The 14,973-nt window shown below is 39.1% G+C and carries 15 protein-coding genes and 4 pseudogenes; 9 read left to right on the top strand and 10 right to left on the bottom strand.

Annotated elements, in window-relative coordinates; translation table 11 throughout:
- Positions 1-9 precede the first annotated feature (9 nt).
- The gene (locus tag GKD17_RS13770; RefSeq protein ID WP_032935849.1) at positions 10-1,911 is read right to left on the bottom strand and encodes a hypothetical protein; all 1,902 of its coding nucleotides are present in this window, start codon (positions 1,909-1,911) and stop codon (positions 10-12) included.
- A 187-nt stretch (positions 1,912-2,098) separates the two neighbouring features.
- Between GKD17_RS13770 and GKD17_RS13765 the strand changes: the two genes are divergently transcribed.
- The 3 genes from GKD17_RS13765 to GKD17_RS13755 all read left to right on the top strand — a co-directional run bounded on the left by GKD17_RS13765 (position 2,099) and on the right by GKD17_RS13755 (position 3,372).
- Positions 2,099-2,305 carry a hypothetical protein gene (locus tag GKD17_RS13765; RefSeq protein WP_007844333.1) on the top strand — a complete coding sequence of 69 codons (207 nt, stop codon included), beginning with the start codon at positions 2,099-2,101 and terminating at the stop codon, positions 2,303-2,305.
- A gap of 2 nt (positions 2,306-2,307) precedes the next feature.
- Entirely contained in the window at positions 2,308-2,832 is a 525-nt protein-coding gene (locus GKD17_RS13760) for an SGNH/GDSL hydrolase family protein (protein WP_008656392.1), read from the top strand.
- A 66-nt stretch (positions 2,833-2,898) separates the two neighbouring features.
- Positions 2,899-3,372, top strand: a complete 474-nt coding sequence (locus GKD17_RS13755; RefSeq protein WP_007844335.1) for an arsenate-mycothiol transferase ArsC — start codon at positions 2,899-2,901, stop codon at positions 3,370-3,372.
- On the opposite strand, the gene GKD17_RS13750 is transcribed toward GKD17_RS13755, so the two are convergent.
- Positions 3,322-3,675, bottom strand: coding sequence for an MGMT family protein (locus GKD17_RS13750; RefSeq protein ID WP_007833311.1), 354 nt, complete (start codon positions 3,673-3,675; stop codon positions 3,322-3,324). The two genes, GKD17_RS13755 and GKD17_RS13750, sit on opposite strands and share 51 nt — an antisense overlap.
- 5 nt (positions 3,676-3,680) lie before the next feature.
- Positions 3,681-3,974, bottom strand: coding sequence for a nitrous oxide-stimulated promoter family protein (locus GKD17_RS13745; protein ID WP_007844336.1), 294 nt, complete (start codon positions 3,972-3,974; stop codon positions 3,681-3,683).
- A gap of 97 nt (positions 3,975-4,071) precedes the next feature.
- Between GKD17_RS13745 and GKD17_RS13740 the strand changes: the two genes are divergently transcribed.
- Entirely contained in the window at positions 4,072-4,536 is a 465-nt protein-coding gene (locus GKD17_RS13740; RefSeq protein ID WP_007833313.1) for a MaoC family dehydratase, read from the top strand.
- Between the two features lie 192 nt (positions 4,537-4,728).
- Here the strand turns inward: GKD17_RS13740 and GKD17_RS13735 are convergent, their stop codons facing one another.
- The 4 genes from GKD17_RS13735 to GKD17_RS13720 form a co-directional block, all read right to left on the bottom strand.
- Complete coding sequence (locus GKD17_RS13735; protein ID WP_007833314.1) at positions 4,729-5,670, bottom strand: GNAT family N-acetyltransferase; 942 nt, start codon at positions 5,668-5,670, stop codon at positions 4,729-4,731.
- Positions 5,671-5,713: 43 nt separating this feature from the next.
- Positions 5,714-6,589 (bottom strand): SDR family NAD(P)-dependent oxidoreductase, encoded by an 876-nt coding sequence (locus tag GKD17_RS13730; RefSeq protein WP_007833315.1) that lies wholly within the window; start codon positions 6,587-6,589, stop codon positions 5,714-5,716.
- A 16-nt stretch (positions 6,590-6,605) separates the two neighbouring features.
- Positions 6,606-6,995, bottom strand: a complete 390-nt coding sequence (locus GKD17_RS13725; RefSeq protein WP_005852036.1) for a GtrA family protein — start codon at positions 6,993-6,995, stop codon at positions 6,606-6,608.
- 392 nt (positions 6,996-7,387) lie between these two features.
- The gene (locus GKD17_RS13720) at positions 7,388-7,825 is read right to left on the bottom strand and encodes an Hsp20/alpha crystallin family protein (RefSeq protein WP_007833317.1); all 438 of its coding nucleotides are present in this window, start codon (positions 7,823-7,825) and stop codon (positions 7,388-7,390) included.
- A gap of 326 nt (positions 7,826-8,151) precedes the next feature.
- On the opposite strand from GKD17_RS13720, the gene GKD17_RS13715 reads away from it, so the two are divergent.
- The 5 genes and pseudogenes from GKD17_RS13715 to GKD17_RS23600 form a co-directional block, all read left to right on the top strand.
- On the top strand, positions 8,152-9,198 hold the full coding sequence (locus tag GKD17_RS13715; RefSeq protein WP_032935852.1) for an alcohol dehydrogenase: 1,047 nt from the start codon (positions 8,152-8,154) through the stop codon (positions 9,196-9,198).
- 35 nt (positions 9,199-9,233) lie between these two features.
- Positions 9,234-10,041: pseudogene (locus GKD17_RS13710) on the top strand (TrmH family RNA methyltransferase).
- A 258-nt stretch (positions 10,042-10,299) separates the two neighbouring features.
- Entirely contained in the window at positions 10,300-10,638 is a 339-nt protein-coding gene (locus tag GKD17_RS13705) for a hypothetical protein (protein WP_227216228.1), read from the top strand.
- 392 nt (positions 10,639-11,030) lie between these two features.
- Positions 11,031-11,318, top strand: a pseudogene (locus tag GKD17_RS23605) (DUF4373 domain-containing protein); the annotation flags it as partial.
- A 177-nt stretch (positions 11,319-11,495) separates the two neighbouring features.
- Positions 11,496-11,654, top strand: a pseudogene (locus GKD17_RS23600) (Lin1244/Lin1753 domain-containing protein); the annotation flags it as partial.
- Positions 11,655-11,732: 78 nt separating this feature from the next.
- Here the strand turns inward: GKD17_RS23600 and istB are convergent.
- The 3 genes and pseudogenes from istB to istA form a co-directional block, all read right to left on the bottom strand.
- A pseudogene (gene istB / locus GKD17_RS13695) lies at positions 11,733-12,507 on the bottom strand (IS21-like element helper ATPase IstB).
- Positions 12,504-13,118 (bottom strand): Mu transposase domain-containing protein, encoded by a 615-nt coding sequence (locus tag GKD17_RS23315; RefSeq protein WP_229103387.1) that lies wholly within the window; start codon positions 13,116-13,118, stop codon positions 12,504-12,506. The pseudogene istB and the gene GKD17_RS23315 overlap by 4 nt, the downstream one beginning before the upstream one ends.
- Positions 13,009-14,079 carry an IS21 family transposase gene (gene istA, locus GKD17_RS13690; protein WP_257229895.1) on the bottom strand — a complete coding sequence of 357 codons (1,071 nt, stop codon included), beginning with the start codon at positions 14,077-14,079 and terminating at the stop codon, positions 13,009-13,011. The genes GKD17_RS23315 and istA overlap by 110 nt, the downstream gene beginning before the upstream one ends.
- Positions 14,080-14,973 lie beyond the last annotated feature (894 nt).

The following is a 14,973-nucleotide window of genomic DNA, read 5'->3' as shown; positions in this document are numbered from 1 at the left end:
GTGAGGTTATTATGCGGGCAAGTCGGAATGGATAATAAAGTTTTTGTTTAATTCCTGTAATACTTCAGTTAACTGTTTTTCAGCCTGTAACGGGAATATAGATATACGATTTAAGATTAGGATGATATCACGTTGAAAATTGCGGAGTTCTATTATTTTTATAAGCGTTTCTTTCTCTCTTTTTACCATATAATTCCCTTCAATTTTGTTCGTGTCTACATTGCTTTCTATTTTGAAACCGCTAGTTGTTTTTATGACGGTTATTTGTGGCTCTTCTTTTCGAATTGTGATTTGTCTTTCAGGATTTTCGTCCGAAAATACCAAAGGATATCCTACCAGCTGCATAATAGGCTTGGCGCCACTGAAGCGCATACGGCTTTTTTCTTCCCAATCATTAGAAAGTTTTTTAATACATAAAGTTAATGCGTGATCTGTTTCATTCATCTCGGACATACCTTGCTGAAAAGTAGTGAGTGAAATGATACGTCCTTTACTCCATACAATGCCGTCCTTTGATTTTTGTAAGTATGGATTAATGTTGTAGTGTCGGTCTATACGGTAAATAATCCGGCTTTGTGATTCGGAACTTTCTTTTTTTTCTTTGTTTTTGGGTGAGAGTTCTTTGGATTTATCTAAGAGTAATGCAAGAACTCTTTCCCATTCATTCATTTTTTGAAAGGGAGGGAGTAAAGGGGGAAAGCCTATTTCTTGAATCAGACAGTCTGCTTTGCCAATGTAAGGAGAGAAATCTAGAGAGCATTCCAATTGTAATAACTTAAGATGATCGGCGTCAATGAACTGCTGTATTTCATCATTACTTATGTTTAGTTTTATTTTTTTCTGAAGTTGATAATGATGTGTTATAAGCATAATCAGAACTTTGACTAATGGTGAAAATTTGTCGTAATTATAGAGAATATGTTCTATGGCTGATTCCATTTTTTCATTTAAAGCATAAAGGGCAAGTAGTTGGGCAGGCATCATTTCTGATGGAAGATAATCTCTCATAAATAAGTTTCGCAATGTTTTTTTTGACTCGATGGTGGAGTCGTTTAGTAAGGCAATGGTATAGAAGAGATTGAGCAATGCGTTGTCAAAGGTTTTAGTATTCATTCCTTTCAATGATTGAGAATAGAGATCAAGAGCTTTGCTGAGATCGCCTCTATATTGGTGATAAATAGCATGGTAATACATACCTTCGGGCATATCAGTAGAAATTTTTTGGGGAATTTCGTTGATGTGTCCGGGTAGGATATATTGGTAAAATGCAAATTCCAATTTATATTTTTCTCGGATTGTCGGTTCTATTTTTTCATTTTCAAAGTATCCGTTTATCATACAGGTTATGTTGGGATGAAGCAACCCTGATGCCCATATATATTTGTATTCGTGAAAAAGAGTGTCGATGATGTATATGGGAATATTTTGAAAAAAAGGCATCCATTCGGGAAAGGTTGGCATATGCATTAATATGTAGCGTAACGGTTCGAAATCAGCGTAAGAAGGGAGTTGGCTTTTTAAATTTTTTCCTAGTACATAATCCTGAATGATGATAACCCACTCTTCTTTTCTCCAGTTATTTGAGGGAGAAAGCCGGGAAGAGATGAGGAAAGCTGGTTTTTGAGGACTTTTCTTCATATCTATAAGAAGTTGCAGCTGGATGTCAGCCTTCAACATATAGTGTATGTCTCGTGGCCCTTCTGCTGTTAAAGGGAATATTTTGTTTTCATCTTCTAGTTCTTTCAAAATACTTTCTATTTCTTCCGGAGAGAAATTGAATATTCGGCTTATTTCACGGATTTCATGGTAGAGGGCAAAAGGTTTGATTTTCCATGATAGATATTTCATTATTTGTTCTTTGTGATCAGATTTTGTAATATAATCTTTTTTTCTGTCTAATTTTATTTCCATAGCTACACTTTTATTTTGCGGTTTTATATTCTTGGGCAAAGATAGGTATTTTCTTGCCAATAATCTTTTTATGTTGTGCAAATTCACTATGGATGCTATACAACTGATTTTTTTTCTATTTTTGTCGATGATTTATAAGAAAAATTGGGTGTTGGTTTGTTATTTTGGATAAAAAAAGAAAGTAGGCATGAGAAAATTGTTGTGTCCGCAATGCAAAATTGCAGGGTTATACGTTAAAAATGAGAGGAAAGAAAGGTTGTTAGTTTATGTATCGGATGAAGGAGAAGTGGTACCGAGAAATTTGGAAGAGAATATGGAAGGGTTTGATTTAACTATTGTCTATTGTTTGGGGTGTTCGTGGAGTGGCTCTCCAAAAAGACTGGTGAGGAGGTAGGTATGGAAGGAAAACTTAAAATTTCATTTATTGGTGATAGTCACATTGCTTATTGGCCGTTTGAGTCTTATTTTCCCAAATGGGAATGTTACAATTATGGTGTTCCGGGGAAAGGGCTGGATTATGTGGAGATGTTTCATAAGGATGTTTCGGATAGTTATGTGGTTGTTCAATTGGGGACTAATGATATTTATAATCTGAATACAGAAAATATGGATGTTTATGTGGAGAGGTATGTGAAGGCGGTTGGTGCTATTTCTTCTCGTGGTACTTATTTATTCTGTATTTTTCCGCGTAATGATTTTATGGATGGCACAGCAGTGAACTGTTTTATAGCTTTGTTAAATGGAAAAATTAGAGAGAAGATAAAGGAAGAAACTAATGTTGTATATTTAGATGTGTTCGACAAATTGTTATTGAATGATAAATTGAATCCTGATTTGACCATTGATGATTTGCACCTGAATGGAGCTGGATATCGGATATTAGTTTATACCTTGAGAGATCTTTTTTTGACAGATAGATAAAGAGAGTATTTTTATGTTAGTAGGGATGAATGAAAATAATCATTGAATCTAAATATAGAAATAGCGATGAATATTTTATTAGTGAGTAATAATGACATGTGTCGTAGTCGTATGGCACAGAAGATATTATCTTCTTTTGGACATGGTATAAGGATATTTACATCTGGAGTTCTGCCGGGAAGAGTGATACCATCTTCAGTGGTAGGGGTGATGGAACAGAATGGATACGACTGTTCTCGTAAGAAAGCTAGTGATGTGGATATATATTGTCATCAGCCATGGGATTATGTGATTACTCTCTGTGAAGAAGCGAAGGAAGTGGAGGGTGATTTTAATAAGGAAGTGAAAAACTGGAAGCATTTTTCTTTCGATGACCCGTTTCAGCATGTTTATGGGGATGAAACCGAATTGGAATATCGTATTTCCGAACTTTATGAAACGATGTATTGTGAATTATATGAGTTTTATCGGGATGAACTGAGTGAGCAATTATTGCCACGTTGTACTTGTGGGGCTAATACCTATTGTCGATGTGAGTGAACCAGTAGTGTCCCATAGATGTTTGGGCATATTGACGCATCCATTGGGCTTGAAGGTGATCCCTTCTTTTTCCAATAATTCTTTTTGTTTCTGCCAGCCGGGAACTAGTCTTCCTTGGCTGTTTACTACCCGATGGCAAGGAAGATGTTGTTCTTCTGGTGCATGAGATAAAGCTTGTCCTACCATTCGTGAACATTGGGGCTTGCCTATAAGCTGTGCTATTTTTCCGTAAGTAGAAACATTGCCGTAGGGGATTTCTTTTATAATGCTATATACTTCTTTATAAAATTGTGCTCTGTCCATTCTGTTTATTTATGAATGAAATGCTTGATAGTTGTTATGGGATGAAAAAAAATCATTCGCGGACCAGCATATCGCATTACTTCTCGCATTCGTTTCTTCATTTCTGGTTTATAACAATGTATGGGACAGTTGCGGCAAGTCTTTTTTTGTTCACCGAATGTACAATGCTCTAATCTGTTATGTGCATAATGCAATAACTGCTGACAGGTTGGGCAAAGCTCTTTATTGCCTTCCTTGTACCGACAATAAATTCGGATCATTTGTTCTGCGGTACGTTGTTCTCTTTCAATAATTCTCATCTGTAATGAAGTTTTTGTGTGAATAAGGTGCAAATATAGGACTATTTTTTCTTATTTTTGTATTCAATTAGTGTATAACCTTTAAAACAAAGAAATAATGGATAAAGTTGTTGTTAATTCGTACGAGGATTTTGAGAAGCTGCTAGGACGGCAGATTGGTATTTCCGACTATGTGGAAGTGTCGCAAGACCGAATTAATCTTTTTGCAGATGCTACCTTGGATCATCAGTGGATTCATGTAGATACAGAACGTGCTAAAGTGGAAAGTCCTTATCATAGCACTATTGTACATGGTTACCTGACTCTTTCGTTGCTTCCACATATGTGGAACCAGATTATAGAAGTGAATAATCTGAAAATGATGATCAACTATGGTATGGACAAGATGAAATTTGGACAGGCTGTTCTAGCAGGTCAGAGTATTCGTATGGTAGCAAGTCTTCATTCTTTACAGAATCTGCGTGGCGTAGCCAAGGCTGAAATTAAATTTACAATTGAGATAAAAGACCAATCGAAGAAAGCACTTGAAGGCATCGCTATTTTCCTGTATTATTTCAATTGATTTTTTCAAATAATGTCTGAAGGAGAGTTAGGTGTATTTTTATCGTTCTTGGATAAATGTTTTTACCCAAGAACGATTGCTTTGTTTTGATTTTTTTTAGACGCGTATATATCCTTTTGGAGAAGTTAAGGATTAACAAAATTAATAATGAAGCAGAATAGGTGTTTAATGATCATCTATAAAATGAAAAACTTATTTTAGGTTGTTTTTCTCTAAATAATAACACAAATGATCATATATTTTGCCATCATAGCTCACTTCGGCTTGATGGAGAATACCTTCGTATGCAAACCCCATTTTCTCCAAAACACGTTGTGAACGTTTGTTTTGAGGATAACAATTTGCACTGATCAAAGTTAATCCTAGTTTGTTGAAGCCATAGTCCAAGACAGCAGAGGCGGCTTCAAATATATATCCTTTTTCCCATTGGGCTTCGTCTAGCCAATAACCTATCATTCCGGTATTTGAATTCTCTCTCTTAGGGTCTGGTAGAATTCCTATAGCTCCTATCAGAAGCTGGTCTTCCTTTCTAGTGATGGCCCATGTGTTTTTTTGTGGTATAAATATTGTTTGAAGAATTTTCAGAGATTCTTCCAGCGTGTCATGAGGCTTCCAACCAGCATTATTTCCTAGGTTGGGATTCTGGCAACAGTTAAAAACAGCTTCTGTATCATTCTCTGTAAAAGGACGTAAAATAAGTCGCTCAGTTTCTATTACATGATTTCTCACAGGAGGGTATTCCTGCTTTTTTTTGTAAACACACTCTATCCGGTTTCCATCTGGATCTAGTACCACACTTTCAAAATAGCCATCTCCTGAAATGCGAGGTTCACCTACGATATGGTATCCTTTAGTACGTAGCTGTTCCGTTAGTGATAAGATAGCTTCTTGGCTTTCAAAAGAAAAAGCTAGATGAGTCAATCCCAATCTGTTTTCTTCTATCGGAACATTTTGCACGTCAATCCTACTCATCAACTCTAATGTAGCACCACTTTCAAATGAAATGAAGTAAGATTCAAAACCTTTTTGGGAATTAATGTATTTTTCATTACTTGTTCCGTTAAAGTAACGAGTGTAAAATTCCCTTAATTTTTCCAGATGAAATGTCCAAATGGCGATATGATGTATTTTCATGAGTGATTATTTATTCATTATAGATATTTTCTTTAGTTCGTTTTTATTCCAAATAAATCATCTTTTTGGTCATTCCACCATCGATGATGATATTTTGTCCATTGATGAAGTCATTCTCTTCTTGACATAAAAATAAACACATACGTGCTATGTCTTCCGGTTTGCCTACTCGTCTTGATGGATGTTGGGCATGATCTTCTGGGCGTAGCCGTTCGTAATCATTGGTCTGAATCCATCCCGGCGAAATACAGTTTACGGTGATATGAAAGTCGGCAAGGGATAAAGCAAGTGCATGGGTCAGTGAATAGATTCCTCCTTTGGAAGCCGCATAGCTTTCGCTTCCCGGTTCGCTCATTAAATAACGGGTGGAACAGATATTGATAATTCTGCCATACGGGTGATTTTCTGCTTGGGATTTGCGATGTAAAGCTAATGTGCGTGAGGTGATAAATACAGGTCGCAGATTGATGGACAAAATTTTATCAAAATCTTCCACGCTGGTTTCTGTGATGGGAGAAAATTCGCTTATTCCGGCATTGTTGATAATGATGTCCATATCCCCCCACTTTTTAAAAAGTTCGTGCATACAGTTCTCAAGGGATTCTTTATCTCTTACATCGGTATGGTAGAAAATTGCTCCGGTCTCTTTGGCTGTCTGTATTCCTAAATCCTTATTTTTGTCACAAAAGGCGACTTGGTATTGTGAGTTGCAGAAAGCTTTCACAATGTTTTTCCCTATGCCATCGGCACCTCCTGTGATGAATGCTTTTCTAGGAAGTTTGATCGTATTGTCTGTCAGGTCCTTTGGTTGAAGCTTGACGGAAATCGTTTTCTTCTTTCCTTGTTTACGTTTTTTTTCCCATGCAGCCTTTCGGGCTTCATATTGTTCGTATTGTCTTTCTATATAATTGTCTGCCATAAGTTTTGAAATATATTTATCGGAATGTTATTCTATTGTTTACCATAAAATTAACTGCTCCATATATTATTATTCCAATAAATTGTGCTGTAAATTCTTTGATCCCTATTGCTTCTATCATCAGTATCACAAAAAGAAGTTGTATGCCATAGGCAATACCGAAAGCGGTACAAAAGAGCATTATTTGTTGCCAAAGACTGTTTTGGGGATTGCTGGAAGGAAAAATCCAATATTTGCTCCATATAAAATTATGGGTTTGAGCGATGAGATATGCCATAATATTTGCTACTATATATTTTCCTTTGAATGAGAAGTAACTCATCACAATCCATATCACTAACATGGTAATAAGATAATTTAAGGTTCCTATTGTAGCAAAACGAACTAAACGTACTGATGCTTTCATCCTCTTTTTATTGGTTTGTTTTATATGGTGAATTTGGGTGCAAAATTACTAAAAATATGTGATTTTAATGCTTGTATAATAAAAAAGAAGCCTACTTCTCTTAGTTTCTGTTTTAATGTTGTTCAGTATTTTTTCAAAGAAAATTTAAACTGGCTTTTTTCAGTTTTGTTCTGAATTTGAAGTTCAATTGTAATAGAGGTGGACTTTTTTAGGGAAAGATGGGAAGAAATGTTGAAAAGCATGGTGGAAATCCGGAGAAAGTGTTGATGCAAATATGTTGATTTTATGATAATCGGACAATATATAAGGCACACTTTTATATCATGCAAAATAATAGTATTTTATAGATGTACCTTATAAACTGTCCGATTGTAAATATTCAAAATCTGTGATTAATGAATTTCGATGATTCTGTTCACTTTGGCTTTTTCTTCAGGAGTGCGTTTAGGCAAATCAATGGTCAGAACACCGTTGCTGGCATTGGCGCTGATTTTTTCCTTAACCACATCTTCAGGAAGAATCAAAGCTTGTTCGAACTTAGAGTAAGAAAATTCACGACGTAAATATCTTCTGTTGTGATGGTCGTCCTCTTTTGTTTCATTCTTTTTCTCCATTGAGATCACTAGTTCGTTGCTTTCGCTGATGTGGATATTGAAATCTTCTTTAGTCATACCCGGAGCAGCAACCTCTACTTTATAATCTTTGTCACTTTCAATGACATTAATTGCAGGAGCGGTAGCGTTTGCTCTTGTCAACCATTCATTATCAAAGAAATCGTTGAAAATACTTGGTAACCAATTCTGATTGTTATACTTTCTAGTCGGCATCATAATTATAATCTCCTATATTTTAAATTGTTACTAGACTGTTTTTGAATCTTTTTATCTTGTCGTTTTTGGCAATACACTGATGTTCTTGCAAAGTATATGCCTGATGGCAAAATGTCAGCCGGAAATGAAATGAATTTAAATCTGTGAAGATAATTTTAATGAATATCGAGATGTGTTTAAACCTTTGTAAAATTTGTTTGCAGTTGAGAAGCAAGGCAAAGTGATAAAGAAAGCCATTTTGTCAGCAAATGGCAGCTATTATTTATGTCTGTATATTATCTTTGCATCGTTTTATAAAGATAACCATTAAAGAAGAAAAGGAAATCATGTTGGCATATACTTATATTAAACAGGGAAAATTTGAATTGATAGAGAAACCGAAGCCTGAGTTGAGAGACTCGCGTGATGCTATTGTGCGCGTCACTCTCGGGAGTATTTGTACCAGTGACTTACATATTAAACATGGTGGTGTGCCACGTGCTGTTCCCGGAATAACAGTGGGGCATGAAATGGTGGGTATTGTGGAGCAGACAGGACGTGATGTTGAATTAGTCAAACCGGGCGATCGAGTTACCGTCAATGTGGAAACCTTTTGTGGAGAATGTTTTTTCTGCCGGCATGGATATGTGAATAATTGTGCTGATCCTAATGGGGGATGGGCCTTGGGATGTCGGATTGATGGGGGGCAGACGGAGTATGTTCGCGTACCTTATGCTGATCAAGGCTTGAATCTCATTCCCGATTCCGTGAGTGATGAGCAAGCTTTGTTTGTAGGAGATATCCTTGCTACAGGATTTTGGGCTGCTCGCATTTCGGAGATTACCGAAGAAGACACGGTGCTTGTCATTGGTGCGGGATCTACGGGAATCTGTACTTTGCTTTGCGTGATGCTGAGAAAGCCGCAGCGCATTGTTGTTTGTGAACAATCTTCTGAAAGAATTCGGTTTGTTAGGGAACATTATCCGCAGGTAGAAGTTGTCACTCCAGAAGAATGTAAGGAATTTGTATTGCAAAGTGGTCCACACGGTGGTGCGGATGTAGTTTTTGAAGTGGCAGGAGGGGAGGATACATTTCGCTTGGCATGGGAATGTGCGCGCCCTAATGCTGTCGTTATTTTGGTGGCTCTTTATGACCGTCCTCAGATTCTTCCTTTGCCGGATATGTATGGAAAGAATCTGATCTTCAAAACTGGTGGCGTAGATGGTTGCGATTGTGCTGAGATACTCCGCTTGATAGAGATGGGAAAAATAGATACCACTCCACTAATTACACATCGTTTCCCGCTAGATCAGATAGAAACGGCTTACCAGATTTTTGAGAACCGACAGGATGGAGTGATAAAAGTAGCTGTGGCAATGGAGGCTGGAATGTAAATTAAAAGCAATGAAATAGTATAATATAAGAGTGTATGCCTATTATTGAAATATCATCATTGACACATCCCGGAGTGGATGTTTTCTGCATGTTGACGGAAGCTCAGTTACGCCAGCGTATAGAACTTGGGAAAGGGGTGTTTATAGCCGAAAGCCCCAATGTCATTAGTAGGGCTTTGGATGCAGGATATGAACCTCTTGCTCTTATGTGTGAGCGTAAGCATATCTCTGGCAGTGCTGCTCACATTATCAAGCGTTGTGGTGATGTGCCCGTTTATACGGGTGATAGAGAGTTGTTGGCTACGTTGACTGGCTATGTTCTGACACGTGGTGTATTATGTGCTATGCGTCGTCCGGTGTTGCCCTCTATGGAAGAGATCTGCCGGGATACCCGGCGGATTGTAGTCATTGACGGTGTGGTAGACACTACCAATATCGGGGCGATATTCCGTTCGGCAGCTGCTCTTGGGATAGATGCTGTTTTGTTGACACGCAATTCTTGCGATCCGTTGAATCGCCGTGCGGTAAGGGTGTCTATGGGTTCGGTGTTCTTGGTTCCATGGACATGGTTGGATGGTACGATTGGCGATTTGAACAAGTTGGGTTTCCGTACTGCTGCCATGGCGTTGACTGATGATTCTATCTCTATAGATCATCCCATATTGGCGGCTGAACCTCGGTTGGCTATTGTGATGGGAACAGAGGGGGAGGGGCTTTCTTACAAAACAATCGCTGAAGCTGATTATTGTAGTCCGTATCCCTATGGCGCATGGAGTGGATTCGCTCAATGTGGCTACTGCAGCTGCTGTAGCCTTTTGGCAACTTCGGATTACAGACTCTTGAAAAAGATTTAATGTATGATTAAGTTTGTTTTTTGTTTTATTGATTGAATATACAAATCAGAGACTCTGTAAACAACGGAAAATCCGTAAGTCAGGCATATCTGCCCGATATTTTAGAAACAATAAAGTAAACAAAAGTTATATAGGATATAATGGGATGCCTATTGTGGGAAATACATTTTGCTTGCGTTTCCCTATCTATAAAGAAAGAGGCAGTAAAACACCAGACCTACCCCCCCGATAGATACTGTATAAGCTGGTGGATGAAGAAAGTCCTGTAAGTAAGATTTGCTTTTGCAATATTATTGTACTTCGTCCTCATGCGATGCTTTCTAAGGGAAGCGTTGATGCTGCACATCATGCTGTACGTTTATTCAATACGTTCCCGAAGCAATTTTACATCAGTTGGAAAATGCATCAGGCTTTCATAACAGTTGGCATCTGTATAGATTGTCTTAAAATTCTTTATGTATGGGTTCCAGCTATTAGTGGGGGCGGTAATTTAGCTGCATCAAAGATTCGTAATCTGGAATGTCCCAGTTACGGTCTAAAAGATTATGGATGCGGTAAATTTATCAGAAAAATACATATTCCTTGATCTTCATTCATGGGAAATCAACATTGCGCGGACAGCCCGTCGTCTTGGTGTGTCCCGTAATACGGTACGACATCTCCAATCCCTAAGCTCCGAGGAAGTCCTTCAGCAAAAAGAACGGCATTACAAGCTCCATGCCTACGAGCAGGCCGTCGCATCCCTTCTTATCAGTCTCCCCTCCATTTCCAGCAGTCGTATTGGCGACTACTTGCGGGAACATTATCCGGACTTTCCGCACGTCTGCGAGAAGACCGTCCACAATTATGTCCAGTTCATCCGGAAGAAGCACCACATTCCTCCGGTCAGATAATTATCGGCACCACTCCCCCAAGGAGTGGGAGCCCAGTCCGTCATATACATAACCCTTAACAGCAAACATTATACATTAATTATATATGAATACCCAAAGCTTTACAAACGGAACAAGCCGCCTGTCACGGGCTGTACGGCGACTGGAATGCGGGACACATCTTTGCTATGAGCTCAGCACTTCCCAATTTTCTGACATGAAAGTCAGAAGACTCACCCGCCAATACGGTTTTTTCGGTTACAGCATCTATCAGTATCTCGTGAACGAGACACTCCACAACGGGAGTTACCTCCTGCTGTGGTGCGAGGAAACGGCACAGTACTGGAATGCCTCTTTGGAAGATGTCACAAGAATTGTCAACGGCTGCATACAGGTCGGCCTGTTCAATGACGAGCTTTTCAGGAAGCACTGGGGCCTGACTTCCGCCGACATACAGCGAACTATATGGACCATGTCAGGTCCTGTGGCATGCTCTCCCGGTATCCTGGTATCCCCAAGGAGTCCGAACTTTCGGCCAGCTGATGTATTATCCACTTTAAATATAAAGCTTATGCCAAAAACAACTAAAAAGGTTTTCACCTATTTTAGGTTCGAGACCGATCATTTCTATGATACGAAAGTAAAAAGACTAAAAAATAAATTTGGAATGGAAGACTGGGGGGTGTTCCATTTCATTGTAAACGAGATCTACCGTGTCGAGGGATGCTACAACTGTAATTTGCAAATTTTCTTGTGTCTTTTTTTAGAAAAGTTAAATATGCCACTGAATACACCAGTAACTAAGGCTTTACAAGTTCGTTTCTCGTTCCTGTTGTAGTCTTAAAATAGTCTGCCTGTTTTCTAACCGGTAGCTACTGTCGGTAAAACTTGATGACTTTACATCGATAAAGCAATCGGTCAAGCAGAGCATTGGCAAGGATTTCATCATTTAATGTTTCTACACATTCTGTAGGTGCCTTGTTGGTTGTAATGATGATGGATGTCTTCTCATGCAGTGTGTTTATAAGATTGAAAAAAGCTGTAGCTTCCTTTCTTTTCACAGGAAACAGCATGATATCATTTATTGCCAGCAGCTGTGCGCGCAGAATCTTGTTATAAGTCATCATGGCCGGAGTTGAGATATCTTTAAGCCTGAGACAATTTACGATATCCTCCATTGTCATCAGGTATGCCTTGTAACCGGTCTTGACCGCATCAAAGACAAGACCGGCTGCCAGAAATGTCTTTCCGGTTCCTGATGGTCCTATCAGGATCAAGTTATAAGTTTCACGGAACCATACCAGTTCACGAAGCTCCTTCATCTGCCGGCGGTCTATGCCCTCATAAAAATTGTAGTCATATTCGTCAAGATCATGTTTCCGGGGCAGACGTACCGCAACAAGTCGTCTCTCGTAGTCTTTCCTCTCTTTCATTTCAACTTCGGTACCTAATACCAGGGACAGGAATTCCGAGTAGGTCGGTTTTTCTTCCTGTGCATGATGCAGAATGCTGTCCATGCGGTTTGCAATGTTATAAAGCCGCAGACGTCTGGCGTGTTCTTTCAATTTTTCACTTTGTATCATTCAAAAAACTTGTTATATTGGTTTATATCTGTTTTTTCAGGATGACAGTCCGCTGTTTCCGGAATGGATGTCGGAGCTTGGATAGTCATCCCGTCCATATTGTCCTTGCTTCTGTGGATTGAGCCGGATATTTCCTGCACGGAAAGGCTGTTGTATATGTTCTTTTCCAGACAGGTCCGCAGGGCTGCTATCACTGTTTCTTTGCCGTATTCGGATATCACATGAAGCAGCAGTTTCATATTGTCCCTGTAATAGCGCGGCTTTTCCCTTTCCAGATTCCGGAGCCACAGAATAACGGTGGGGTCATCTTCCGTCCGCTTTCGGATCCGGACCTGCAAGTCATTCACACTCCATGTCTTGTCCTTATGATGTCTTTTGTCACATACATTTTTCCCTTTTCCGGGACACAACTCATGCCTGCATATGAGTTTGCCGCTCTCTTTGTCGTACAGTTCGATATATCCGTTATTCTCAAGAAGCCACACAACGGTGTTCCGGTTTCTATAGGTGCTGGAGGGTACACTGTAGTAGTTGGTCCGGTACCGTACCGTATTGTCCTTGCGGACATGATACTCTTTCGGCTCGTCTTTGGGGGGGCACCGATTCTCCATAGTATGGCAACAGATATTTCCGTTCAATCTCAAATTCCTCAGCCGGAACTAGGCGTGTGGTTCCATGTATCTTGCCGTTTCCTGTTTTTTCCAACCATTGCAGGACCTCGGTGTTAAGGACTTCCAGACTGTTAAATGTCCGTCCGGCAAGAAAGTTACGCTTGACATATTTGACCACATTTTCCACTTTTCCCTTGCTTTCCGGGTCAGCAGGACGGCAGAATACGGGCTGGAAATGCTGCTCGTTGACAAAGGCACGGAACGTTCTTGTCAATATGAGGTCACCCAGGTTTTCTCTGACCAGCAGGACTTTGTCCTGGTCATAGATTATCCTTCTCGGCTTCCCTCCGAAATATGCGAAAGCCAGTTCATGGGCATATACGGCTAGGGCTGATGTGAAAGGCGTACAGGAAAAATACACGAACTTCTGTTTGGAACGGCTCATCACCATGACAAAAAAATAAACTTTGACAAAGTCGTCCCTGTATGTGGGCATGCGGCTTTCTCCGAAATCCATCTGGGCATATTCCCCGTAAGGGGTATCCGGCATTTTCTCATAAACACGTTTGGAAAGGCCCTCCTTGTTCAGATTATACTTACGACGTACAGTTTCCACAAAATTGTATACGGTTTTCCCGAAGACAACAGGAAGATCAGGATACTGTTCCTTCATCCAGTCATGAATCTGGGAGGCGGACAGGAACCTGTACCGGGAAAGAACGTCACAGACATAACTTTCGTATTTGTCAAGTATGCGGGGATATCGCCTGCGATGCTGCAATTTTGCAGTCAATGTGTCCTCATCCATTTTCAAGTACCGGCGCACCGTACTTCTATGCAGACCAAGCTGGAACGCAATCTGACTTTTGTTAAATCCTTTTAAATATAATTCTCTTATTTTGTACCACATGATGACTCTGTTGTTTGATTGGTGTCTGTATGCGTCCTTAGTTCTGTTCATATCATTTATATTATTGAAACGCAAATATAGACATTTTTAGGAGGCATGATGGCATATTTCCTTTTTCTAAAAGGACATGGGGCAAAGATACGGATTACAACTCCATACCTGTCCGTATTAATATTTTAATTTTAAAATATCAAACAATTTTAAAATTAAAATATTCTGATATTAAAATGTTTTTAAATTGAACCGTCAGCATTCTTTTGAAAAAAAGAATATCCATTGATTTTCCACATAAGATCAAGTGTGGGTTACAGAATTAGGTGTCTGATATTTTTAATGATAATATAACATGTATGGGTAAATAAATATCATAAAACAACACCTGCATGACTTCATGTACAGGTATTTATGACTAAAGTTTTAATATTTCAACATTTTGATATTTTAATGTTTTAATATTAAAACACTTTAATGTATTGACATTAAGTATTGGATGGATATATTGAATGGCTATTTTTTTTAAAAGTGACACGGCAATTTAGAATGTATACCTATCGGATTCGTGGAAAAAGAGGACCATTCAAAATAATCCTGCCCGCTTCTTTTTGTTCCTTCTTGACGCTACCAGGCATGTCCGGTTCTCCGCCATCATTTTCAGATTACCAATATTTTTATTCGTTCATGGACAGGAATGTTCATGCGCATTTCTATCGGCAATCTGATCATTACTGGCGGTATCCGCTTAATGAAAGAATACTGTCAGGTATTGTTCATTTTCTTTTTTTCGGGAAGATTATGCAGAAACAGGTGTTGTACTTTTCTTGATTTTCAGAATCGGTTTGATAAAGTCTGCCGTATTGTCTTCCGGTTTGTCCACCGGCCACTTGCCGATAGCTTCCGAAGGAATCTCTTACAAAATGGCAATGCCAGTGCCTTTCCGGATTTCTC

The organism is Phocaeicola dorei (assembly GCF_013009555.1).
Taxonomy (GTDB): Bacteria; Bacteroidota; Bacteroidia; order Bacteroidales; family Bacteroidaceae; genus Phocaeicola; species Phocaeicola dorei.
This window is presented reverse-complemented; position numbering and strand designations above follow the sequence as displayed.

What these genes read in the sequence shown, in the direction of transcription:
- GKD17_RS13765 (WP_007844333.1), top strand. Translation starts at nt 2,099, where the DNA reads ATGAGAAAATTGTTGTGTCCGCAATGCAAAATTGCAGGGTTATACGTT.
- GKD17_RS13770 (WP_032935849.1), bottom strand. Translation starts at nt 1,911, where the DNA reads ATGGAAATAAAATTAGACAGAAAAAAAGATTATATTACAAAATCTGAT.
- GKD17_RS13750 (WP_007833311.1), bottom strand. Translation starts at nt 3,675, where the DNA reads ATGGACAGAGCACAATTTTATAAAGAAGTATATAGCATTATAAAAGAA.
- GKD17_RS13730 (WP_007833315.1), bottom strand. Translation starts at nt 6,589, where the DNA reads ATGGCAGACAATTATATAGAAAGACAATACGAACAATATGAAGCCCGA.
- istA (WP_257229895.1), bottom strand. Translation starts at nt 14,079, where the DNA reads ATGAACAGAACTAAGGACGCATACAGACACCAATCAAACAACAGAGTC.
- GKD17_RS13755 (WP_007844335.1), top strand. Translation starts at nt 2,899, where the DNA reads ATGAATATTTTATTAGTGAGTAATAATGACATGTGTCGTAGTCGTATG.
- GKD17_RS13735 (WP_007833314.1), bottom strand. Translation starts at nt 5,670, where the DNA reads ATGAAAATACATCATATCGCCATTTGGACATTTCATCTGGAAAAATTA.
- GKD17_RS13715 (WP_032935852.1), top strand. Translation starts at nt 8,152, where the DNA reads ATGTTGGCATATACTTATATTAAACAGGGAAAATTTGAATTGATAGAG.
- GKD17_RS13740 (WP_007833313.1), top strand. Translation starts at nt 4,072, where the DNA reads ATGGATAAAGTTGTTGTTAATTCGTACGAGGATTTTGAGAAGCTGCTA.
- GKD17_RS13760 (WP_008656392.1), top strand. Translation starts at nt 2,308, where the DNA reads ATGGAAGGAAAACTTAAAATTTCATTTATTGGTGATAGTCACATTGCT.
- GKD17_RS23315 (WP_229103387.1), bottom strand. Translation starts at nt 13,118, where the DNA reads ATGGAGAATCGGTGCCCCCCCAAAGACGAGCCGAAAGAGTATCATGTC.
- GKD17_RS13725 (WP_005852036.1), bottom strand. Translation starts at nt 6,995, where the DNA reads ATGAAAGCATCAGTACGTTTAGTTCGTTTTGCTACAATAGGAACCTTA.
- GKD17_RS13720 (WP_007833317.1), bottom strand. Translation starts at nt 7,825, where the DNA reads ATGATGCCGACTAGAAAGTATAACAATCAGAATTGGTTACCAAGTATT.
- GKD17_RS13745 (WP_007844336.1), bottom strand. Translation starts at nt 3,974, where the DNA reads ATGAGAATTATTGAAAGAGAACAACGTACCGCAGAACAAATGATCCGA.